Source organism: Microbacterium sp. NPDC058062 (assembly GCF_042885375.1).
Classification (GTDB): domain Bacteria; phylum Actinomycetota; class Actinomycetes; order Actinomycetales; family Microbacteriaceae; genus Microbacterium; species Microbacterium trichothecenolyticum_C.
Genome location: NZ_JBHVSC010000001.1, coordinates 212,385 through 235,055, shown reverse-complemented (window position 1 = coordinate 235,055; position 22,671 = coordinate 212,385). Strand labels below are relative to the sequence as shown.

The 22,671-nt window shown below is 70.2% G+C and carries 20 protein-coding genes; 7 read left to right on the top strand and 13 right to left on the bottom strand.

Going from position 1 to position 22,671, the window contains the following annotated elements; genetic code table 11:
- The first annotated feature begins 178 nt into the window (after positions 1–178).
- Positions 179–1,342, top strand: a complete 1,164-nt coding sequence (locus tag ACFVSU_RS01085; RefSeq protein ID WP_387136883.1) for a glutamate--cysteine ligase — start codon at positions 179–181, stop codon at positions 1,340–1,342.
- Between the two features lie 120 nt (positions 1,343–1,462).
- Here the strand turns inward: ACFVSU_RS01085 and ffh are convergent, their stop codons facing one another.
- The 3 genes from ffh to ACFVSU_RS01070 all read right to left on the bottom strand — a co-directional run bounded on the left by ffh (position 1,463) and on the right by ACFVSU_RS01070 (position 6,264).
- Positions 1,463–3,028, bottom strand: coding sequence for a signal recognition particle protein (ffh, locus tag ACFVSU_RS01080; RefSeq protein ID WP_310291237.1), 1,566 nt, complete (start codon positions 3,026–3,028; stop codon positions 1,463–1,465).
- A 71-nt stretch (positions 3,029–3,099) separates the two neighbouring features.
- Positions 3,100–5,169 (bottom strand): elongation factor G, encoded by a 2,070-nt coding sequence (locus ACFVSU_RS01075; protein WP_387136880.1) that lies wholly within the window; start codon positions 5,167–5,169, stop codon positions 3,100–3,102.
- Between the two features lie 99 nt (positions 5,170–5,268).
- Positions 5,269–6,264 (bottom strand): TetR family transcriptional regulator, encoded by a 996-nt coding sequence (locus tag ACFVSU_RS01070; protein WP_387136878.1) that lies wholly within the window; start codon positions 6,262–6,264, stop codon positions 5,269–5,271.
- Positions 6,265–6,305: 41 nt separating this feature from the next.
- On the opposite strand from ACFVSU_RS01070, the gene lipB reads away from it, so the two are divergent.
- On the top strand, positions 6,306–7,031 hold the full coding sequence (gene lipB, locus ACFVSU_RS01065; protein ID WP_387136876.1) for a lipoyl(octanoyl) transferase LipB: 726 nt from the start codon (positions 6,306–6,308) through the stop codon (positions 7,029–7,031).
- Positions 7,028–8,086 (top strand): lipoyl synthase, encoded by a 1,059-nt coding sequence (gene lipA, locus ACFVSU_RS01060; RefSeq protein ID WP_387136874.1) that lies wholly within the window; start codon positions 7,028–7,030, stop codon positions 8,084–8,086. Before lipB ends, lipA begins: the two co-directional genes overlap by 4 nt.
- 13 nt (positions 8,087–8,099) lie before the next feature.
- Here the strand turns inward: lipA and ACFVSU_RS01055 are convergent, their stop codons facing one another.
- From ACFVSU_RS01055 to smc, 3 genes are all read right to left on the bottom strand, one after another.
- Positions 8,100–8,600, bottom strand: coding sequence for a DUF2004 domain-containing protein (locus ACFVSU_RS01055; RefSeq protein WP_045297905.1), 501 nt, complete (start codon positions 8,598–8,600; stop codon positions 8,100–8,102).
- Positions 8,601–8,681: 81 nt separating this feature from the next.
- On the bottom strand, positions 8,682–9,554 hold the full coding sequence (ftsY, locus tag ACFVSU_RS01050; RefSeq protein WP_045297906.1) for a signal recognition particle-docking protein FtsY: 873 nt from the start codon (positions 9,552–9,554) through the stop codon (positions 8,682–8,684).
- A gap of 20 nt (positions 9,555–9,574) precedes the next feature.
- Complete coding sequence (gene smc / locus ACFVSU_RS01045; RefSeq protein ID WP_387136870.1) at positions 9,575–13,123, bottom strand: chromosome segregation protein SMC; 3,549 nt, start codon at positions 13,121–13,123, stop codon at positions 9,575–9,577.
- Between the two features lie 492 nt (positions 13,124–13,615).
- Between smc and ACFVSU_RS01040 the strand changes: the two genes are divergently transcribed.
- From ACFVSU_RS01040 to ACFVSU_RS01030, 3 genes are all read left to right on the top strand, one after another.
- Positions 13,616–13,870, top strand: coding sequence for a hypothetical protein (locus ACFVSU_RS01040; RefSeq protein ID WP_310291252.1), 255 nt, complete (start codon positions 13,616–13,618; stop codon positions 13,868–13,870).
- Between the two features lie 109 nt (positions 13,871–13,979).
- Positions 13,980–15,062 (top strand): GNAT family N-acetyltransferase, encoded by a 1,083-nt coding sequence (locus tag ACFVSU_RS01035; RefSeq protein ID WP_387136868.1) that lies wholly within the window; start codon positions 13,980–13,982, stop codon positions 15,060–15,062.
- The gene (locus tag ACFVSU_RS01030; protein WP_387136866.1) at positions 15,055–16,155 is read left to right on the top strand and encodes a GNAT family N-acetyltransferase; all 1,101 of its coding nucleotides are present in this window, start codon (positions 15,055–15,057) and stop codon (positions 16,153–16,155) included. The genes ACFVSU_RS01035 and ACFVSU_RS01030 overlap by 8 nt, the downstream gene beginning before the upstream one ends.
- Before the next feature lie 24 nt (positions 16,156–16,179).
- Here ACFVSU_RS01030 and mutM read toward each other — a convergent pair whose 3' ends face one another.
- The 7 genes from mutM to ACFVSU_RS00995 are packed head-to-tail and all read right to left on the bottom strand — an operon-like array spanning position 16,180 to position 21,989.
- Entirely contained in the window at positions 16,180–17,127 is a 948-nt protein-coding gene (mutM, locus tag ACFVSU_RS01025; protein WP_387136863.1) for a bifunctional DNA-formamidopyrimidine glycosylase/DNA-(apurinic or apyrimidinic site) lyase, read from the bottom strand.
- On the bottom strand, positions 17,120–17,821 hold the full coding sequence (rnc, locus tag ACFVSU_RS01020) for a ribonuclease III (protein WP_387136861.1): 702 nt from the start codon (positions 17,819–17,821) through the stop codon (positions 17,120–17,122). The genes mutM and rnc overlap by 8 nt, the downstream gene beginning before the upstream one ends.
- 19 nt (positions 17,822–17,840) lie before the next feature.
- Complete coding sequence (gene rpmF / locus ACFVSU_RS01015) at positions 17,841–18,050, bottom strand: 50S ribosomal protein L32 (RefSeq protein WP_310291267.1); 210 nt, start codon at positions 18,048–18,050, stop codon at positions 17,841–17,843.
- A 33-nt stretch (positions 18,051–18,083) separates the two neighbouring features.
- The gene (locus tag ACFVSU_RS01010) at positions 18,084–18,620 is read right to left on the bottom strand and encodes a YceD family protein (RefSeq protein ID WP_387138651.1); all 537 of its coding nucleotides are present in this window, start codon (positions 18,618–18,620) and stop codon (positions 18,084–18,086) included.
- A 41-nt stretch (positions 18,621–18,661) separates the two neighbouring features.
- Entirely contained in the window at positions 18,662–19,159 is a 498-nt protein-coding gene (gene coaD, locus ACFVSU_RS01005; RefSeq protein WP_387136858.1) for a pantetheine-phosphate adenylyltransferase, read from the bottom strand.
- A gap of 41 nt (positions 19,160–19,200) precedes the next feature.
- A complete protein-coding gene (locus ACFVSU_RS01000) occupies positions 19,201–21,363 on the bottom strand; it encodes an ATP-dependent DNA helicase RecG (RefSeq protein ID WP_387136856.1) in 2,163 nt (720 codons plus the stop codon).
- Between the two features lie 38 nt (positions 21,364–21,401).
- The gene (locus ACFVSU_RS00995; protein WP_387136854.1) at positions 21,402–21,989 is read right to left on the bottom strand and encodes a hypothetical protein; all 588 of its coding nucleotides are present in this window, start codon (positions 21,987–21,989) and stop codon (positions 21,402–21,404) included.
- Positions 21,990–22,080: 91 nt separating this feature from the next.
- Between ACFVSU_RS00995 and rsmD the strand changes: the two genes are divergently transcribed.
- A complete protein-coding gene (gene rsmD / locus ACFVSU_RS00990) occupies positions 22,081–22,644 on the top strand; it encodes a 16S rRNA (guanine(966)-N(2))-methyltransferase RsmD (protein ID WP_387136852.1) in 564 nt (187 codons plus the stop codon).
- Positions 22,645–22,671: the final 27 nt, after the last annotated feature.

Here is a 22,671-nt window from a genome sequence, read left to right as displayed (position 1 = left end):
TGGAAAGTGATTGAACCGGTCGCCTGGAGAGTGGGGTGCACACCCGGCGGAAGCTCTGAGGGAGGATCTCCGCGCTGGATAGAGGGTCGAGCGGGTGATCCAGCCCTCTATTCTGCCAGATGACGAACGATGCCGTGAACCAAGAAGGTCCGGCGAGTCCCCATGTCAGACTGTGCCCATGACGGTGCCCTTCGCGACATCCGCCCGATCGTCCGTCGGTCTCGAGTGGGAACTGATGCTCGCCGATGCCGTGACCGGAGACCTCATCCCGGGCGCGCCCGGGCTGCTCGCCGCCCTCGAGGAGCGATCGACCCTCGAGCGCTACACGGTCACCGGGGAACTGCTGACCAACACCGTCGAGCTGACCAGCGGGATCGGCGACACGGTCGCCGCCGCCGTCGACGACATCGCCGACGCGATCGCCGAGGTGCGCACATACACCGACCCCCACGGCGTCGATCTGCTGTGCGCCGGCAGCCACCCGTTCGCGCAGTGGTACGACCAGAGCGTCACCGACAAGACCAGGTACCACAAGCTCATCGAGCGCACCCAGTGGTGGGGTCGCAACATGATGATCTGGGGCATCCACGTGCACGTCGGCGTCGACGACGTCGACAAGGTGTTCCCGATCATCAACGCCCTCGCCGTGTACCTCCCCCACCTCCAGGCGCTGTCGGCGTCGAGCCCCTTCTGGGCGGGTGACCGCACGGGTTACGCATCGAACCGCGCCCTCGTCTTCCAGCAGCTGCCGACCGCGGGACTCCCCTGGCCGCTGCGCGACTGGACCGAGTTCGAGGGCTACCTGGACGACATGGTGAAGACGGGCGTGATGGAGGACGCCAGCGAGGTGCGGTGGGACATCCGCCCCGCCCCTCGCTGGGGGACGATCGAGGTCCGTGCGTGCGACGGGATGTCGACGCTCCCGGAGCTCGCCGCGGTCGCCGCGCTCGTCCAGGTGCTGGTCGAGCACTTCTCGCGACGCCTCGACGAAGGGCTGCCGCTCGAGACGATCCAGCCCTGGTTCATCCGCGAGAACAAGTGGCGCGCCGCCCGCTACGGCCTCGATGCCCGTGTGATCGTGGACCACGCGGGTACGCAGCGCCCCGTCGTGGACCACCTCCGCGAAACCCTCGAGGAGGTGGACGACATCGCCGTCGAGCTCAAGTGCGCACGCGAGCTGGCAGGGATCCGGACGATCCTCAGCGACGGCGCCAGCTACTCGCGTCAGCTCGCGATCGCCGACGCCGCGCACGGCGACCTCCGCGAGGTCGTGCGTCACCTCGTGGGCGAGTTCCGCTCAGGCCCCACCCTGCGAGAGCATCTCGCCGCGCTCGGCAACTGATCCTGCGCAGACGTGCGGGCTGACGGTCCCCACGCCCACTCCAGGCGCCGCTGGCGCGTCGCCCGGAGCCTCCGGGCGCGTAGGCCCAGCTGCGGGCCGCAGCATCCGTTTCCTTCGCTGTCAGCCGCGGCCGAGCATCTTCTGCAGCTCGGCGAGGTCGGCCTCGGTCGGCGCGCCCTTCGCGCCACCGCCGCCGAGCCCGAAGCCGGAGCCGGTCGGCGCCTCCGCCGCCTCCGCCGCGATGCCTGCGTTCTCGGCGGCGCGCTTGGCCGGATTGCCCGACCGCGATCCCTTGGCCTTCTGCTGCTTGCCGCGCTTCGACGACGCACCCGGGCGCCCGGCGCCGGGAATCGGGCCCATGCCTGGGATGTTCGGCACGCCGCCGCGGGCGACGGTCTTCATCATCTTCGCGGCCTGGTCGAACCGCTGCACGAGCTGGTTGACATCGGTCACCGTCATGCCCGAACCGCGCGCGATGCGCAGGCGGCGGGAGCCGTTGAGGAGCTTCGTGTTGCGGCGCTCGGCGGGGGTCATCGAGCGGATGATCGCCTCGGTGCGGTCGATCTCGCGCTCGTCGAAGTTCTCGAGCTGGTCCTTCATGGACCCCATGCCGGGGAGCATCCCGAGCATCTTCTTCATCGAGCCCATCTTGCGCATCTGCTGCATCTGGGCGAGGAAGTCCTCGAGGGTGAAGGTCTCGGTCGCGAGCTTCTCGGCGACCTTGAGCGCCTCCTCCTCGTCGAACGCCTGCTGCGCCTGCTCGATGAGGGTGAGGATGTCACCGAGGTCGAGGATGCGCGACGCCATGCGGTCGGGGTGGAACGCCTCGAGGTCGTCGAGACCCTCACCCGTCGACGCGAAGATGATCGGGCGGCCGGTCACCGAGGCCACCGACAGCGCGGCGCCACCGCGTGCGTCGCCGTCGAGCTTCGACAGCACGACGCCGGTGAAGTCGACGCCGTCCTGGAACGCCTTCGCCGTGTTGACGGCGTCCTGACCGATCATCGCGTCGATGACGAAGAGGACCTCGTCGGGATCGGTCGCCTTGCGGATGTCCGCGGCCTGCTTCATGAGCTCGGCGTCGACACCGAGACGGCCGGCGGTGTCGATGATGACGACGTCGTGCTGCTGGCGACGGGCGACCTCGACGCCGTCCTTCGCGACCTTGACCGGGTCGCCGACCCCGTTGCCCGGCTCAGGCGCGTAGATCGCGGCGCCGGCGCGCTGGGCGACGACCTGCAGCTGGTTGACGGCATTCGGCCGCTGGAGGTCGGCGGCGATGAGGAGCGGCGTGTGGCCGTCCTTCTCGAGCATCTTCGCGAGCTTGCCCGCGAAGGTCGTCTTTCCGGAGCCCTGGAGGCCCGCGAGCATGATGACGGTCGGCGGGTTCTTGGCGAACTGCAGGCGGCGCTGCTCGCCGCCGAGGATCGCGATGAGCTCCTCGTTGACGATCTGCACGACCTGCTGGGCCGGGTTCAGGGCCCGGTTGACCTCGTCGCCGAGCGCACGCTCGCGCACCTTGGCAGTGAACTCCTTGACGACAGGCAGCGCCACGTCGGCATCGAGTAGGGCGCGCCGGATCTCGCGGACCGTGCCGTCGACGTCCGCGGGCGTGAGCTTGCCCTTGGTGCGGAGGTTGCGGAAGGTCTCGGTGAGCCGGTCGGAGAGGGTGCCGAAAGTCGCCATGATCCCCCGATTCTACGGGAGCGCGCCACGTGCTTCGCCGGGCGGCGTCGCCTCGCCGTTTCACGCGTGGTTCACGTGCGCGCACCCTCGGGCGCCCGCTCATAGCCGTACGGAGTGAGCGTCAGCTCCGCCTGACCACCGGTGAGTGCGCGCAGGTCCAGCACGTACCGCGCGAGCTCCGCGTCCGGGACGGTCGCGATGACGCGGGTGCGTCCGTCTGCGTCCGTCTCCGACTGGACCACGCGACCCCGGCGTCCCGACAGGTCCGTCAGCACATGCCCCTGTCCGGCAGCCGGCACGACGACGACCACCGTCGAGACGGGTTCGAGCAGCACAGCCCCGGCTTGCGCGAGCGCGGCCCTCACCCCGATGGCCGCGGCGGTGCGGAAGGCCATCTCCGACGAGTCGACCGAGTGCGACTTGCCGTCGTAGAGCTCGACGCGAACGTCGACGACCGGATGCCCGAGCGTGCCTCCGGCGGCGAGGGCGTCACGTGCGCCCTTCTCGACGGCCGCGATGTACGAGCGGGGCACAGCACCGCCGACGACGGAGTCGACGAACTCGAAACCCCCTCCAGGAGCGAGCGGAGAGACCCGCAGCATGACGACGGCGAACTGCCCGTGTCCGCCCGACTGCTTCTTGAGCTTGCCCTCCGCCGCCGCGCCGTGCGCGATCGTCTCCCGGTAGGCGACCGGTGCGGGGCCGGTCGTGACATGCACGCCGAGCACACGCGCGAGCCGCTCGACGGCGACCGCCACATGCGTGTCGCCGAGTCCGCGCAGGATCGTGTCCGGCCCGACCCGATCCACGACGAGTGTCGGGTCCTCGGCGAGGAGGCGACCGAGCGCCGTCGTGAGCTTCGTATCGTCCGACTGCGACACCGGCTGCAGGCTCATCGCGAACACCGGCGGCCGACTGGGCAGCCGCGCAGGACGGGCGTTCGTCTGGGGCCGGCTCCACAGCAGCGAGCCCGAAGGCGTGCCGGCGAGCTTGGCGACGGCCCCGATCTCGCCGGCCTGCAGCGCGTCGACCGGCAGATGGTCGGCGCCCCGAAGCCGGAACAGCGCCGGCATCCGCTCCTCGACGCCCGTCGTGGCGTTGCGCAGGCGATCACCGGGTCGCAGGACTCCCGAGAGAACTTTGAGCATCGCGATCTGACCCACGAACGGGTCTGCCACGGTGCGGAACACGTGGACCAGCTTTTCGCCCGCAGGCTCCGGCGCGACGCTGTGCTCGCGGCCTCCTCCGCCGTCTTCGTCCACGCCGAGCACGATGCTGCTGTCACGGTGCGCCACGGCGGGAGCGAGCTCCCCCAGGAGGTCGAGCACGCGGTCGACTCCCGTCCCGGTCACACCGGAGCATACGACGACAGGCACGCCGTCTCCGGCGGCGACGGTCCGGGCGAGCGTGCGCCCGAGTTCGGCTGCTGCGGGCTCCCGTCCCTCCAGATACGCCTCGAGCTGGTCGTCGTCCCGCGACACGATCTCCTCGGTGACCGCCTGGTGAAGGCGGTGCTCCTCCTCTGCGAGGTCGGCGGGCACCGGTTCTTCGTGCTGTCCGCCGTCGGCGTCGTACAGCACGGCCTGCTCCGAAAGGACGTCGGCGACGCCGTGGAAGGACTGCGCCTCCCCGACGGGCAGCTCCAGCGCCCAGATGCGGTCGCCGAACTCCTCGCGGAGCTGATCGAGGACTCCGCGGAACGACGCCCGCGCACGGTCCTCCTGGGTCACGACGACGACCCGGGCGACGCCGGCGGCCTCCGCAGCGGACCATGATGCGCGGGCGCCGGCGGTCACGCCGTCGATCGCGCTCACGACGAGCACCGCCACATCGGCGACCGCCAGCGCGGCGTCCACGGCGCCCGCGAAGTCCGGGTGACCGGGCGTGTCCAGGAGCGTGATGCCGCAGTCCGCGTCGCCGACACGCCAGGACAGCCACGCCGGTGTCAGTCCGAGCGTCGTATGACGCGCGATCTCCTCGGGTTCGTGGTCGCAGACCGTCGTGCCCTGCTCGATCGCCCCCCGCCGTGAGATCGCTCCGGATCGGTGCAGCAGCGCCTCCGCGAGCATCGTCTTGCCCGAACCCGTCGGCCCGATAAGGGCGACGGAGCAGTGCATGGAGAGTGCGGATGCCGATTCCACGGGTACCTCCCACGACGATGTGCGCTGGGCACCATCGTGCACCGTCTCAGGGGCGGCTGCCAGAGGACTCCGGCAAGAGACCCTCGCTCCCGTGGAGCGTCACTCCGCGGGGCCGAGCTCCTGGAAGAGCGTGAGCTGCAAGCCCGCCGGGCCACGGAGACGCGCGTTGACCGAGCGCCAGGGCGTCTCGCGTGCGGATGCCTCGATCTCGGCGCCCGCGTCGGACAGCCGTACGGCGGTGCTCGCCGCGTCTGCGACTTCGAGGGCCAGACGGATCCGGTCGCTCGGAGCATCGCCGTCGGTCTCGACGCGGTCGATGAAGTCGACCTGGGCAGGATTGGCGATCTCGAGCGTTGCGCGACCGGCTGCGAGGATCGCGACGCGCGCGCCGCCCTCCGCCTCGTATGCCTCGGCCTGCGGCATCCCGACCACGTCGCGATAGAACGCGAGGGTCTGCTCGAAGGCTGCCGCCTGCACCACGACGCGAAGCTGCGCGACGTCGCCGGCCGGAGCCGTCGACGAGACCGGCGCCGCCGCGTCGGCCGCGAGCGAGAGGAAGCGGGCGAGCGACGTGCGGCCCGCGCCGTCGTGCGCCCACGCCTCGACGGCGGCGAGGACCGCGCCGCCCCACGCCGCTCCGGCGACCTCGGCGCGGACGCGATCGGCGCCGCCCGCCAGCAGGCGAGCGGAGACCGCTCGCGCCGCACGCGCGCGCCGCAGCGCGGCATCGCGCTCGTACTCCGCCTCCAGACCCATCGCCGTGGCGTTCACGATCCCGAGGGCGAGGCTGTCGGGCGCGAAGGACTCGGCGATGCCCAGCGTCGCGGCCCGAACGGCGGCGGAGGCATCCGTGCCATCCATCTCTTCGAGTCGCTGCTCGAAGACCGTGAGCCTTTCGTCGAGACCCGCCCAGAGGACGTCGGACTTCGACGAGAAGTAGTTGAAGAAGCTGGATCGGCTCACTCCGGCACGACGGGCGATGTCGACGATCGACGTCTGCTCGTACCCCTGCTCGAGGAAGAGCTCGCAGGCAGCCTCGGCGATGGTCTCGCGCGACGACGCCTTGGGGCGCCCCGCGCGCGGCTCGGTGGACATGAGCCCACCCTATTGGCCGCCCTCGGAGCGCGTGCCGGACGATGCCCGGGAGCGACGGCACTCCGCCCTGCGGATGTATTGTTGGACGCGATCCATCAATCGCCACAAGCGAAGAGCGAAGGAGCACGATGCTCGACATCCAGACCGTCGGCCTGTCCCCCGACTACGTGCCGTATCTCGACGGGTGGGCGCTGCAGCGCAGCCTTCACGCCGACATCGTCGCGGGGACCCGACCCGACACTCTTCTGCTGCTCGAGCACGAGGCGGTCTACACCGCAGGGGCGCGCACGGCGCGCCACGAGCGGCCGACCGACGGCACGCCGGTCGTCGACGTCGACCGCGGCGGCAAGATCACGTGGCACGGACCCGGCCAGCTGGTCGGCTACCCGATCGTGCGCCTCGTCGAGCCGGTGGACGTGGTCGCGCACGTGCGTCGCCTGGAACAGTTGCTCATCGACGCGCTGCACGAGTTCGACGTGGACGGCTACCGGGTCGAGGGGCGCAGCGGTGTGTGGGTGCGCCGCCCGCTCGGCGAGGACAAGGTCGCGGCCATCGGCGTGCGCGTACAGCGTGGCGTCACGATGCACGGCTTCGCGCTGAACTGCGACAACTCGCTGGCAGGCTTCCGCGGGATCATCCCCTGCGGGATCACGGATGCCGGGGTCACGACCGTCAGCGAGATCGTCGGCGCCGACATCTCCCCGAGCGACGTGATCGACACCGTGTCACGGGTCTTCGCCGACGACTTCGCGGGGGTGCCGGCATGAGCGCGTGCGGCACGAGCCACGGAGCATCCGCAGGCGCCGGGGGCGCAGCATCCGTCTCCCCCTCCTCCGCTCCCGAGGGGCGCAAGCTGCTGCGGCTCGAGGTCCGCAACGCGCAGACGCCGATCGAGCGCAAGCCGGAGTGGATCAAGACGCGGGCGAAGATGGGGCCGGAATACCAGGCGCTGCACTCGCTCGTGAAGACCGAGGAGCTGCACACCGTCTGCCAGGAGGCCGGCTGCCCGAACATCTACGAGTGCTGGGAGGACCGGGAGGCGACGTTCCTCATCGGCGGCTCGCAGTGCACCCGTCGGTGCGACTTCTGCCAGATCGACACCGGCAAGCCCGCCGACTACGACACCGACGAGCCCCGCCGCGTCGCCGAGAGCGTCGTGCGCATGAACCTGCGCTACGCCACGGTCACCGGCGTCGCCCGCGACGACCTGCCCGATGGCGGCGCGTGGCTGCACGCCGAGACGGTGCGCGCGATCCACGCGGCGAACCCGAACACGGGCGTCGAGATCCTCGCGACCGACTTCAACGGCGACCCGACGCTGCTCGGCGAAGTGTTCGACAGCCGCCCCGAGGTCTTCGCGCACAATGTCGAGACGGTGCCGCGCATCTTCAAGCGCATCCGCCCGGCGTTCCGGTACGAGCGCTCGCTCGACGTGCTCACGCAGGCACGGGATGCCGGCCTCATCACGAAGTCGAACCTGATCCTCGGCATGGGCGAGGAGCCGGAAGAGGTCGTGCAGGCGCTCGAGGACCTGCACGCTGCCGGGACCGACATCATCACGATCACGCAGTACCTGCGGCCGTCGCCGCGCCACCTGCCGGTGGCCCGCTGGGTCAAGCCGCAGGAGTTCGTCGAGTTCAAGGAGGAGGCCGAGCGCATCGGGTTCCTCGGCGTCCTCGCCGGACCGCTCGTGCGCTCGTCGTACCGCGCCGGGCGCCTCTGGGCGCAGTCGATGATCTCCAAGGGGCGCGAGATCCCGTCGCACCTCGCGCACATCGCGGAGGACGTGCACGTCGACCGCGGTTTCGCGCAGGCGGTCTGAGGGCGAGCGGACGCTAGTCGGCGCTCGTCACCGACAGCACGCCGCCGTCGGAGTCGAGGTTGACGAGCAGCACGTCGTCGGTGGCGTCGGGATCGAGGGCGTACTCGAGAACGGCGAACGGGTCGGAGCCGCCGTGCTCGTCGGCGAGGATCGTCATGCTCATCAGCTGCAGCGAGCGGATCACGTCGATGTGCACGTCGCCCGAGATGTCGACGAGCGTGTCTTCGAGGGCGTCGCCGAGCGCCTCCTGCTGCTGCAGGATGTACTCGGTCACCTCGCTGGTGCGGTCGCTCAGCTCGTTGACCATCGCGTTGCGGGCGCTGCGGTCGATGTCCTCGATCGCGGAGATGAGCGCGGCGGCCACGTCGAGGGCCGCCTCGGAGACGTCGTCCTGGTCGGGAGCCGTGAGATCCACCGTGACGGACTGGTCTCCCAGTTCGACGTTCTCCGACCAGAAGATCGATCCGTCAGGCCCCGATTCGAGGAGTCCGAAGTAGTCGTGCTCGATCGCCATGACCCCATGAAACCGCAACGAGCGCGTCCGCGATAGCCCGAGCGCGGCATGGCGCGGATTCGGTCGGATCCGCGCGGCGATTCAGTCGACGAGGGATGCCGCGAACACGTGCGGAGTGAAGCCCGTGAGGTCTCCGATGCCCTCGCCCTGGCCCAGCAGCTTGACCGGGATCCCGGTGCGCTCCTGCACGGCGAGGACGAACCCGCCCTTCGCGGAACCGTCGAGCTTCGTGAGGACGAGGCCGGTCACGCCGGCGTGCTCGAGGAACGCCTGCGCCTGCATCACCCCGTTCTGTCCGGTCGTCGCATCGAGCACGAGAAGCACCTCGCTGATGGGCGCCTGCTTCTCGATGACGCGCCGGATCTTGCTCAGCTCGTCCATGAGCCCGCCCTTGGTGTGGAGGCGTCCCGCGGTGTCGACGAGCACGATCTCGGTACCAGTGCTCTTGGCGTACTCGATCGTCTGGAAGGCGACGGATGCCGGATCCTGGCCCTCCTGCTGCGGCCGGACGATCGTCGCGCCGCCGCGCTCCGCCCACGTCGCGAGCTGGTCGACGGCCGCGGCACGGAACGTGTCGGCCGCGCCCACGACCACCGAGCGGCCGTAGCGCTGCAGGAACTTCGCGAACTTGCCGATCGTCGTTGTCTTGCCGACGCCATTGACCCCGACGACCAGCACGACGGCCGGTCGTTCGGTCAGACGCAGCGTCGTGTCGAACTTCGCGAAGTGCTCCTCGAGCGTCTCCTTCAGCATCCGCTGCAGGTCCCTCGGGTCGGTGGTGCGGTAGCGCTCCACCTTCTCGCGCAGTTCGTCCACGATGCGCTCGGTGATGTCGGGTCCGAAGTCCGCGGTGAGCAGCGCGGTCTCGAGGTCTTCCCACGTCGTCTCGTCGATGGTCGGCTTGACGAACATTCCGCGCAGCGCGCGTCCGAGCGACCAGGAGCTCTCTGCCATGGTCCCAGCCTAGAGTCAGCTCAGGAGGCGACGCGCTCGGCGATGCGCTGTCCGACCACGGCCGAGACGCCGTCCTGCCGCATCGAGACGCCGTAGAGCGCGTCGGCGATCTCCATCGTGCGCTTCTGATGCGTGATGACGATGAGCTGGCTCGAGGCGCGCAGCTGCTCGAAGACGCCGAGGAGGCGTCCGAGATTCGCGTCGTCGAGGGCGGCCTCGACCTCGTCGAGGATGTAGAACGGGCTCGGGCGCGCCTTGAAGATCGCGGTCAGCAGCGCCACCGCCGCAAGCGACCGCTCGCCGCCCGACAGCAGCGAGAGCCGCTCGATCTTCTTGCCGACGGGCCGCACGGCCACCTCGATCCCCGTGGTGAGGGGCGAGTCAGGATCCGTGAGCGCGATCGAGCCCGTGCCACCGGGGAAGAGGATCGGGAACACCTCTCCGAACGCCACCTTGGTGTCTTCGAATGCCGCGAGGAAGATCGTCTGCATGCGCTCGTCGAGCTCTTCGATGATCGTGAGCAGGTCCTTGCGCGTCTGGGTGAGATCGGCGAGCTGCTCCGTCATGAACTTGTGACGCTGCTCGAGCGCTTCGAACTCCTCGAGCGCGAGCGGGTTCACCCGGCCGAGCTGCGCCAGCTTGCGCTCGGCCTCCTGCAGGCGTCGACGCTGCTGCGGGCGATCGTACGGAGTGGATGCTGCGCCCTCGGGGTCGTCCGCATCTCGCGGCCGTTGGGCGACCGGATCGACGGGAACGGGCTGATCCGGACCATATTCCGAAACGAGAATATCCTCGTCGAGTCCGAGCTCCGACTGCACCCGCTCGAGAAGGCCGGTGACATGCAGACGCTTCTCGTGGATCTGCAGCTCAAGGCTGTGAACGCTCTCCGTCAGGCCGGCGAGCCGTTCCCGCACCCCGTTCTCCTGGGTGCGCAGCTCGGCGAGCTCGGCCGTCACCGCCGTGCGCTCGGACTCCGCCGCGGCGAGCTCGGCGCGGGCCTGCGCCAGGGAACGGTCGACCGAGTCGATCACCGCCGGCAGCTGACCTGCGACGCCGGCGGCGATCTCGCGCTGCGCGCGACGGACCACGGCGCGGCGCGCTGCCTCGGCCGCCGCGTCACGCTCACGTTCACGCTGGCGTTCGAGCGCGACCACGCGCGCTTCGCCCGCACGGATGCGTTCGCGAAGCGTCTCGACGTCGAGACGGGAGCGCATCTCGCCGTCGCGAGCCTCTTCGAGCGCGGCGAGCATGCCCTCGCGCGCGGAGGCGTCGAGGATCGGACGGGGAGCTTCGAGCGCCGAGGTCAGCTGGTCGTCGGCGGACCGCGCCGATCCCTCGGCCTCCTCGACGGCCGCGGCCGCCTGGGCGAGTCCCGCGGCGAGCCGATCGCACTCCGCGACCGCGGCCTCATGGCGCACCGTCGCCCGGTTGACCTGCTCCGCGTGGGCGGCCAGTGCCGCATCGTGCTCGCGGAGGGTTGCGAGCGTGGTCTTGGTGCGCAGGCGCGCCGACTCGAGCTCATTCGTCGCGTCTGTCAGCGCAGCACGCAGCGAGTCCGCCACGACGGCGATCTCGTCACGGCGGTCGGCGGCGGCATCCCGTTCCGCCGCGAGCTCCAGCCGCGAACGCGAGGCCCCCGCGCCCGCGCGCAGCGAGTGCTCGGTGTACACCTCGCCGCGGCGGGTGACGAGGGTGATCGGACCGCCCAGCTCAGCCTTCGCCAGCTCGGGTCCGGCGTCGCGGGCGGTGTCGAGATCGTCGGTGACCACGACGTACGACAGCAGGCCGAGCACGCCCTCAGGAGCGGTCACGACCTCTCGTGCCGGAACCACACCGCGCAGGCTCGGAAACTGCGGATGCATCACGCCCGCCGCGGCGATCACGATGTCGACGACGCCCGCTTCGGCATCGCGTGCGGCGTCCGCCACGGCGAACGCGCTGTCGCGGTCTTCGACCAGCACGCCTTCGGCGACCGGCCCCAACACCGCCGCGATCGCGGCCTCGAACCCCGGCTTGACCTGCACGGCGTCGCCGACCAGCCCGCGGACACCCTCGCGCCCCTCGGCGATCAGGGATGAGGCGCCGTTCTTCACATCGAGTGCCCGGCTCAGCGCCGCCGTCTGCGCGGTGAGCGCCTCGCGCTCGCGTTCCGCGGCATGCAGGCGCTCACGGAGCGAGGAGACCGTGGCCTCGGACTCGGAGGCGTCGCGCTGCGCCCGGTCGTAGGCCGCGGCGTGATCGGCCGAGGACTCTTCGGGGACGAGGTCGGGGTCGACACCGGCAAGGATCGCCTCGGCCTCCGCGCGGCGCGCGAGCGCGGCATCCAGCGCCTTCTGCTGACGTTCGACGGCCGCGCGCACGGCAGCGAGAGCGGATGCCGCGGCCTCCGCGGTGCCGCGCAGCGCGGTGATGCGCATGTCGTGCTCCGAGACCAGTGCACTCTGCGCGGCGATGTCGACGTCGAGCGCATCCAGTTCGGCGCGGGCGCGCACGACGCCGCGCGCGGCCTCGGCGGCGGCATCCTGCGCGGCACCGAGCCCGTCCGACACGTCGTCGATCTCGGCACGCGCCTCGTCGATGATCGCCTGCGAGACCGTCGTGAGCTCGATGCGGTCCTCGTCCTCGGCGTCTCCGAGGAGTGCGAGTCGCTGGCCGGCCAGCGCGTACAGCCCGCGCAGGCGCTCCTGCACCCGTTCGAGCCCGAACGCCACCCGGCGCGCGCGGTCCACGCTCTCGGATCGCTGGTCGCTCTCGAGCTGCTCGATGCGCACGCGGGCGTTGTCGAGCCGTTCCTGCAGCACGATGCGCTCGGCGTGCCGCTCGTGCTCGCTGTGCGCGTGCGAGGCGAGCTCGGCGCGGAGTCCGACGATCTCGTCTGCGAAGAGGCGGGCCTTCGCGTCGCGCACGACCGCGGCGATCGTGGCCGCTTCGCGGGCGATCTCCGCCTGACGGCCGAGCGGCTTCAGCTGTCGGCGCAGTTCTCCGGCGAGGTCGCTGAGTCTGGTGAGATTCGCCTCCATCGCGTCGAGCTTTCGCAGGGTCTTCTCTTTGCGGCGGCGGTGCTTGAGGATGCCGGCCGCCTCCTCGATGAAACCCCGGCGGTCTTCGGGTGTCGCCTGCAGCACGCTGTCGAGGCGGCCCTGGCCCACGATCACATGCATCTCGCGACCCAGGCCGGAGTCGCTCAGCAGCTCCTGCACGTCGAGCAGACGGCAGGACTCGCCGTTGATCGCGTACTCGCTGGAGCCGTTGCGGAACAGCGTGCGGCTGATCGTGACCTCGGAGTACTCGATCGGAAGAGCACCGTCGCTGTTGTCGATGGTGAGCTGCACCTCGGCACGACCCAGCGGTCCACGTGTCGCGGTGCCGGCGAAGATGACGTCCTCCATCTTCCCGCCGCGGAGGGTCTTCGCCCCCTGCTCCCCCATCACCCACGCGAGCGCGTCGACGACGTTGGACTTGCCGGAGCCGTTGGGGCCGACGATGCAGGTCACGCCGGGCTCGAGGGCGAAGGTCGTCGGCTGGGCGAACGACTTGAACCCTTTGAGCGTCACGCTCTTCAGGTGCATGGATACGCCTTCCACCCCGGTCGTTTACCCGCCTACGCTACCGGAGCGCGGCTCCCCTGCCGGGAGGACCGGCCGAGCGCATCGCGGATGCCGCGACACGCCATGAGATCACCGAATCTGCGAGAAAGCTTGACGCGGGTATCCCGCACCCGCTAACGTCACTCTCTGCGTCTGAAGTCGAGAAAGGAGGTCCCCCGATGATGCTGATGACTCCAACCGGAATCGCCGCCCGTGATGGCGGAGCGATTCGTGCCGTCGCGTCGGGGACCGTCTCCTTCGGCGCTGTGCTGAGCGGCCGCTTCCCCGCCGCCATCTGATCCCCGCAGGGGACGAGTCTGCCCGTTTTCGGGCGACGATCGTCTGCTGCGCCGCACCCGCTTCGCGGTGCTGAGCGCTCTCCCCCTGCATCCACGTCCCGTCGTGCTGCGGCACGGCATCCGCCGCCTCCGGCGCCCGCCCGAGGCATCCCTTCCACAACCGGAAAGAACTCTCATGAATACTCTCCTTGCGCCGCAGCGCCCCTCGGGCCTTCCCGATACGCTGCGGCTTCCGAGCCGCGACACCCGCACATCGCTCCTGGACCGCCTCGCCCTCCACCTGGGTCTGTGGCTGCTGCTGTGGAGCACCCGCACCCCGCGGCTCGCGGACGACCGCCGCCGGCACGCTCAGACGTACCGGCACCAGGAGGCCACTGCAGAGCGCGAACGCGCCTACCTCCGCGAGGCCAGCCTCGCACCCCGGCCGTGACGGCCACCGGGTCCGGCGCCCCCCCCCCGGGGGGGGGGCCCCCCCCCGCCGGGGGGGGCCGGACCCCACCCCTCGAACACACGCATCGACATCGCAAGGACGCACTGACATGACCACCATCACGGGGCTCGAGTTCCGCCCCCTCGTCGTACCCGCTTCCATCGACGCACCGGACGCCGCCGACTTCATCGAGATGGTGCGCGTGCGCAACATCATCTACCGCGAGATCTCGGGGCACGACGACCACGGGATCACCGCCGACGAGCTGCTCCCGCACTACCAGCCTTCCGAATACGAGACCCGGCTCAGCTGGGTGATCGTCGACGACGGCGCGATCGTCGGCCGCATCGGCCTCGACGTCCCGCACGAGGACGGCTCGACCGCCGCGTTCTGGCTCATCGAGCTGCTCCGCGAGACGTGGGGCCGGGGCATCGGCTCCGCGGCCTACGAGCTCGTCGAGCGCACGGCACGCGAACACGGTCGCACCGTGCTGCAGTCGTGGGCCGAGCACCCGGCTGCGCCGGGACCGCAGCTCGCACCGCCCACGGGTTTCGGCGAGATCCCCGAGGACCACGTCGCCCGGTTCTATCTCCGGCACGGATACAAGCTCGAACAGGTCGAGCGCAACAGCGCCTTCGACCTGACGGGCTCGTTCGCTGGTGTCGAGCGACTCCTCGCCGAGGCGAAGGCTGCATCGTCGGCCTACCGCCTCGTCCAGTGGTCCGCGCCGACGCCGGACGAGTACGTTGCCGGCTACGCCTGGATGAAGTCCCGCATGTCGACGGATGCCCCGGCAGCGGCTCTCGAATTCGACGAGGAGACGTGGGATGCCGCGCGCATCGCCGAGCACGACGGGCGGTACACCTCGTCTGGGCGCACGATCCTGGTCACGGCGGCGCAGCACATCGAGACCGGTGAGCTGTGCGCGTTCAACGAGCTGGTGATCGGCAAGGACCACACCGAGGCGACGCATCAGGAGGACACCCTGGTCCTCAAGGAGCACCGCGGGCACAAGCTCGGAACGCTCGTGAAGTGCGCGGGGCTCCTGTCCTGGCGCGAGATCGCGCCCGACTCGGCGCGCGTCATCACCTACAACGCAGAGGAGAACCGTCCCATGCTGGACATCAACGAGGCGATCGGCTTCGCGCCGATCGCGTACGAGGGTGCATGGAAGAAGGTGCTCGATGACTGACCTGGCCGAAAACGACGTCGTGACCGTCGAGCGGATCGTCGTCCCCGAGACGGCGGACGCCGCCGACGCCCGCGTGTTCCTCGAGATGGTGCGGATCGCCAACGCGGTCTGCCTCGAGGACGCCGGACACGACTACCTCCGCGAGGAGCCCGACGAGATGCTCGGGTTCTGGCAGGACCAGACCGATTGGACGCAGCTCGGCTTCGCCGTGCTGCGGGCCGACGAGGTGCTCGGGGCCGTGAAGCTGATGATCTCGAACGAGTCGGATGCCAGCACGATCGAGTTCGACCTGATGGTCGATCCGCCGCACCGCGGTCGTGGTCTCGAGGAGCTGCTCCTCGCGAAGGTCGAGCGAGAGGCGCGCGAGCGCGGACTCGCCACGATCCAGACGTGGACACTTCATCGACCGGATGCTGCAGGCCCGCGCCTTCAGCCCTCCACGGGCTGGGGCGCCGTCCCGGCCGACGACGCGCAGACGAAGTTCCAGCTGGCGAGCGGCTTCACGCTCGAGCAGGTGGAGCGCAACAGCGTCTTCGATCTGACCGGCGACTTCGCCCTCGTGCAGCGCATGCTCGCGGATGCCGTCGCGGTCGCCGGGGAGGAGTACCGGCCGATCCAGTGGACGTCGCCGACGCCGCCGGAGTACGTCGACGGGTTCGCCTACGCGCTGTCACGCATGTCGACCGATGTGCCTGCCGGCGGTCTCGTCATCGACGAGCAGCACTGGGACGCTGCGCGGGTCGAACGCCGCGACGCACGCCTGAAGGCACAGGGGCTCACCGTCTCGGTCGCGGCCGTGCTCCACGTGCCGACGGGCCGGGTCGCCGCGTACAACGAGCTCGTGATCGGCGAGGACCGTTCCGGCGCGACGCAGCAGTACGGCACGCTCGTCGTGAAGGAACACCGCGGCCACCGCCTGGGAACGATCGTGAAGTGCGCGAATCTGCTCCGCTGGCGCGACCTCGTGCCCCAGTCGCCGAGGGTCTCGACGTTCAACGCCGAGGAGAACCGGCACATGCTCGACATCAACGAGACCATCGGCTTCGTGCCGGCATCGTACGCCGGGGCGTGGAAGAAGGTGCTCGAACACTGATCTGGGGCCCGCACCGGAGGTCACTCAGACGTGTGCCGCGCTCGGTCCGTCCACACCCGAGCGCGGCACCCGCTGGCAATGCGCGCAGAAGTGACTCGAGCGATTCGTGAACGACACGCGCACGATGGGACGGCCGCATCGGGGGCACGGCTCCCCGGTGCGGCCGTACGCGTTGAGCGAATGCGCGAAGTATCCGGCCTGCCCATTGACGTTGACGTACTGCGCATCGAAACTGGTGCCGCCTTCGGCCAGCGCTTTGTCGAGCACGTGGCGCACCTCGCCGAGGAGGCGGTTCACGGCGCGGGTCGGCAGCGCGCGGGCGGGCGTCTCGGGGTGGATGCGCGCGGCCCACAGCGACTCGTCGGCGTAGATGTTGCCGACCCCGCTGACGACCGTCTGGTCGAGCAGCACGCGCTTGATCGCCGAGTCCTTGCGCGCGAGGGCACGCCGGAACCCGGCATCCGAGAACGCCGGATCGAGCGGGTCGCGCGCGATGTGCGCCACCTGCGCGGGGACGGATGCCTCGTCCCATCCGTGACCCCCGGGCGCCCCGTCAGGTGTGGCGATCAGGTCGTCGATCGCGAGCGAGCCGAATGTGCGCTGGTCGGCGAAGACGACCGAGAGCTCGCCGTGCACCGGATGTGCGAGGTCGATGCGCACGCGCTCGTGACGCTCAGGCGCCGCGCCCGGCGCACGCAGGAGCATCTGGCCGCTCATGCCGAGATGGCCGATGACCGCCTCCTCGGAGGGAGCTTCCTCCGCGTCGGCCTCCAGCGGAAGCCACAGGAATTTGCCACGGCGGGCGGCGGCGCTGACGACGCGACCGGTCAGGCGTGACTCGAACTCGGAGCCGCCGCCGGCGTGTCGCGTCAGCGCGCGTTCGTCGAGCACGGTGACGCCCACGACGAGCGCGCCGGTGACGGCTGGGGCGAGGCCGGCGCGGACGACCTCGACCTCGGGAAGCTCAGGCACGTCCGCTGAGTGCGCGCCACGCCGTGAGCGCGGCGGCCATCTCGGCGTGCTTCTTGCTCGTGCCCGCGCCTTCCGCCGAGAGTTCGCCCACCGTCACGATCGCGGTGAATCGTCGGTCGTGGTCGGGTCCCGTCGAGGTGACCTCGTACGCGGGAGGCAGCATGCCGGCGTGCGCGGCGAGCTCCTGCAGCGCCGTCTTCGGATCCATGGCCGCGCCGTAGCGCTCGGGGTCGGCGAGCAGCGGCTCCACGAGCCGCAGCACGAGTCCGGTCGCGGCGTCGGATCCGGTCGACAGATAGGTCGCCCCGAAGATCGCCTCCATGGTGTCGGCGAGGATCGAGTCCTTGTCGCGTCCGCCGGTGAGGATCTCGCCGCGGCCCAGCTTGAGATGCGCGCCCAGGCCGATGCCCCGGGCGATCTCGGCGAGGGCCACCGTGGAGACGACGCTGGCGCGCCGCTTCGCGAGTGCACCCTCTTCGAGCTCGGGATGCCCCGTGAAGAGGCGCACCGTCACCGCCAGGCCGAGCACGGAGTCCCCGAGGAACTCGAGGCGCTCGTTGTGCGGAGCCTGTCCGTTCTCGTACGCCCAGGACCGATGCGTCAGCGCCAGCGACAGAAGCTCGGGGTCGATATCGACTCCGAGCTTCTGTGTGAGGTCTGAGAGCGTGTTCCGCTCCGCTGCGACGTCTGTCACGTCAGACCGTGCGCGACGATCAGACGTCGGCGACCTTGCGGCCCTTGTACTCGAGGAACAGCTCGGTGCCCTGCGAGTCGGTGACGACCTTCGCCTGGTGCGGACGGCTGTAGACGGTCTTGCCGTTCTCGACGGTCTTGACGAGCGTGGGGACCTCGGCCTTCCACTGCGCGCGACGCGAGCGAGTGTTGGAGCGGGAGACCTTCCGCTTCGGGGGGTTACCTGCCATGGCTAGCTCTCTTCTGTGTTCTCGACGCCGCTGTCAACCGCGGGGGCGCGGTGCATCGTCGTCGTGGCTCGTGGTGAAGTCCTGGAGCGCGGCCCATCGTGGATCGAGAGGCTCGCTCTGCGGCGTTCCGGTGTTCTCGGCCAGTCGCTCACCCGTGACCGGATCGAGTCCGGGGCAATCCGGCTGGCACACCGGCTGAAACGGAAGCGACAGGACGACCGCTTCCCTGACCAGAGTTTCAAGATCCACGTGGTCGTCTTGAACCTCGAAGTCAGTTTCTTCCTCCCCAGGATACGCGAAAAGCTCCTGAAACTCGACTTTGAGCCCTTCGGCGATGTCGATGAGGCAACGACTGCAGATGCCGGTGTACTCGGTGTCGACCTCTCCGGACACGAGAATGCCCTCGTGAACCGACTCGAGGCGAACGTCAAGGACGACCGGCTCACCCTGGGCGACGGCGACGAGTCCCTCGCCCCATTTCTCAGGAGCGGGGACCTCGAGGGCGTGCTCGCGCATCTCTCCGGAACGGTGGGCGATGTCGCGGACCGGGAGGACGAACGGACCCGTCACATGCTTTCTGACCACGGCTCCAGCCTAGCCGCGGTTTCTGGTCAGATGCCGCGCGCGCCGGTGTCGAGGAATCGCCCCACGGCAGGCGGCACGAACGGCGACACATCGCCCCCGAGCGACGCGACCTGCCGCACCAGCGAGCTCGAGACGAGCGCGTGCGCCGGATCAGGCAGCAGGAACACCGTCTCGACGTGCGCGAGGTGACGGTTCACGATCGCCATCGGCGTCTCGTATGCCACGTCGACCTGCGATCGGATGCCCTTGACGAGGACGCCGGCTCCGACATCCGTCGCGTAGTCCACCAGGAGGCCCATGCTCCACGAGGCGACGATCACGTCGCCCTCGATCTCGGCCTCGGCGATGGACTGCTCGAGCAGCGACTGGCGCTGCGCGATGGGGAGCATCGCCTCCTTGCCGGGGTTGTGCACGACCAGAACGTGAAGCTGGTCGTACAGCGAGGCGGCGCGGCGGATCACGTCGAGATGACCGAGGGTCGGCGGATCGAACGATCCCGGGACGACGGCGATCCGGCTGCTCATGCGGTCCAGCCTAGTGGGCCGTCCGAAGGCCCTCGGACGCGTCAGTTCTTGGCGAGGGCGGCGCGCTCCGCCATGCCGACGTTGCGCTCGAGGGCGGCGGCGAGCCCGGGATGCCGCAGCAGCGCGGGGTCCTCGGCGAGCAGCCGCTCGGCCGCCACACGTGCCTCGGAGATGATGTCGGCGTCCTTCACGACCCGCAGAAGTCGCAGCGACGAGCGCGCCCCGGACTGCGCGTCGCCGAGCACGTCGCCCTCACCCCTCAGCTCGAGGTCGATCTCCGCGAGGGCGAAGCCGTCGAGGGTCGACGCGACGGCTTCCACACGCTCGCGGGCGGGGGTGCCGAGCGGCGCCTCGGTCACCAGGAGGCAGAGCCCCGGGATTCCGCCGCGTCCCACGCGTCCGCGCAGCTGGTGCAGCTGCGAGACACCGAACCGGTCGGCCTCGAGGATCGCCATCGTCGACGCGTTCGGCACGTCGACGCCGACTTCGACCACGGTCGTCGCCACGAGCACATCGATGTCGCCCCGGGCGAAGGCCTGCATGATCGCGTCCTTCTCGTCCGACGGCATCTTGCCGTGGAGGACCTCGACGCGGATGTTCGAGAACGACGGATGCCGCGACAGCAGGTCCGCGACCTGGACGACGCCCCAGCGGGTCCGGGCCGCCTCGCCCCCCGTGTCGCCGGCGGGCTCGTCGGCGGTGTCGTCCTTGGTGAGCTTCTCGGCGTCGATGGCGGCGCACACGACGAACGCCTGACGCCCCTGTGCGACCTCTTCCGCGACGCGCTCCCACACTCGCGCGAACCAGCCCGGACGTTCCGCGAGGGGCGCGACGAAGGTCTCGATGCCCGCCCGGCCGGCGGGCATGGTGCGAATCGTCGACACATCGAGATCGCCGAACACCGTCATCGCCACGGTGCGTGGGATGGGGGTGGCGGTCAGCACGAGCGCGTGCGGCGACGATCCCTTGGCGCGCAGCGACTCGCGCTGCTCGACACCGAAGCGGTGCTGTTCGTCGACGACGACGAGACCGAGGTCGGCGAAGGTCGTGCTCTCGCTCAGGAGCGCGTGCGTCCCGACGACGATGAGCGCCTGTCCGGACGCGGCGCGCAGCGCCGCCTTGCGGCGCTCCGCAGCGGGGAGCTGCCCCGTGAGGAGCGTAGGCATGAGCTCGGGGGCGAGCTTCGGCCCCAGCATCCGTGCGATCGACCGCACGTGCTGCGCCGCCAGGACCTCTGTCGGCGCGATGAGGGCGGACTGACCGCCGGATTGCGCGACCTGGAGCATGGCGCGCAGCGCGACGAGCGTCTTGCCCGAGCCGACCTCGCCCTGGACGAGGCGGTTCATGGGCCAATCGCCCTGCAGGTCGCGCGCGACGTCGTCGCCGACGGTGATCTGGTCGGGCGTCCGCGGGAACGGCAGGGCCTCGTCGAATCGCTCGAGCAGCGTTCCCCCAGCGCGTTTGGTCGCCGACAGCGCACGCACGAACTGGCGCTGCTGCAGGAGCGCGACCTGGAGGACGAAGGCCTCCTGCATGCGCAGTGTGGCGCGCGCCGGGTCGATCTGCTCGAAATCGGTCGGGCGATGGATGTGCTCGATGGCGGACCTGGCCTCGATGAGGCCGTGCCGTGCGCGCAACTCGTCGGTGAGCGGCTCGGGCACCTCGCCGAGTCCGTCGAGGACGAGTTCGACGATCTTCTGCAGCTGCCAGCTCGCGACGGTGCTCGTCGCCGGGTAGATCGGGATGGGAAGGTTGGCGTTCGCCTGCACCTTGAGCCGCGCCGTGTCGGCATCTTCGAACAGCTCGTAGTCGGGGTGCGCGAGCTGCTGGGCCCCTTTGTAGATGCCCACCTTGCCCGCGAAGATGCCCTGCCGCCCGGGCTGCAGATCGCGCACCCGCCACGACTGGTTGAAGAAGGTCAGCGACATCTCGCCGTTTCCGTCACTGATCACGACTTCGAGCAGCGAACCGTTGCGGTTCTTCATACGCCGTTCGCTGACACGGCGCACCTCGGCGACGATCGTCACCGGCTCGCCCAGCGGCAGTGTCGAGATCGGCGTCAGCTCGCCATGGCGGGCGTAGCGGCGGGGATAGTGGACGAGCAGATCGCCGACCGTCGTCATGCCGAACGCGCGCTCGAGCGCCGCCGCCGTCTTGCCGCCGATCGCGCCGCCGAGGCTCGAGTCGAGGGTGAAGGAGGCCACGCCACGAGTCTAGGAGCGACCCGCGACGTGCCGCTGCGCTAGCCGAAGATGGACTCCACGATCTCGGACAGGAACGCGCGCCCGTTCCGGTTCACCGTGGAGAGGTAGATCCACACCCCGTCGCGCGCGACGATCATCTCCTCGGTGTCGGTCCCCTGTCCCGGGAGCACGCAGAAGTCGGCGCCGAAGTCATCCGACACCTGGCAGGTGTAGCCCTGTGCGGGGAGGTCCGCGACCGCGGCGGTGACCGCCTCCGGCGTCGCGGTGCTGATCAGCAGCAGCATCCCGGTCGCGTCGCCGACGATCCAGTCGCAGCCCAGCGCGAGCGTCGCACCCTCGGGAGCCGGGCGCACGAAGCCCTCACCGTTGCTCTGCAGCGTCATGTCACCGACCGCGGCCTGCCACGTCGCGGGCGTCGCGAGGTTGTTGCAGTCCGTCGGCAGCGTGACGGATGCGGACGCGGTCGGTGTCGGTGTCGGCGTCGGGCTCGGAGACTCCGAGGGCGATGCCGACGTCGTCGGCGACGTCGTCGGAGAACCGCCGCCGCTCGCGCAACCCGTCAGCACGAGTACGGCCGCGACGAACGCGATCACCGCCGATGAAACCCTGATGCCGCTGCGATTCATCGCGACCCCCGTCGATTCCGGACTCCCCCACTCGCGATCATAGGGGCGGCCGCGACCGGGCCGCGCAGCGGCGGGCCGATATCGTGGGAGCGTGACGCGCATCATCGCCGGCCGTGCGGGCTCGCTCCTGCTCGATGTGCCGGACGCCGGCACCCGGCCCACGAGCGATCGCGTGCGCGAGTCGCTCTTCGGCGCGCTGGAGTCCGCGGACGCGCTCCGCGGCGCCGCCGTGCTCGACCTCTACGCCGGCTCGGGCGCACTCGGGCTCGAGGCGGTGAGTCGCGGTGCGGCCTCCGCCGACCTCGTCGAGAAGTCCCCGCGCGCCGCGACCATCGTCCAGCGCAACGCGGGCCGGGTCACGAAGGCCGTGGGGACCGGCAGCACGATCCGCGTGCACCGTGCATCGGCCGACGCCTTCCTGCGGTCGGCCCGCGGACCCTTCGATCTGGTCTTCCTCGACCCGCCCTACGACCTGGGTGAGACGGAGCTGTCGTCGACCCTGGCGCTGCTCGTGCCGGTTCTTGCCGCCGGTGCGGACGTCGTGATCGAGCGCGCGACGCGCTCCCCCGAGCCGAGCCTGCCCCACGGACTCGTCGCCACGCGCTCGAAGCGCTACGGCGACACGGCGATGTGGTGGGCGACCACCGCCGACTGATCGACGGAGCGCTGAGAGCGTCGCTCC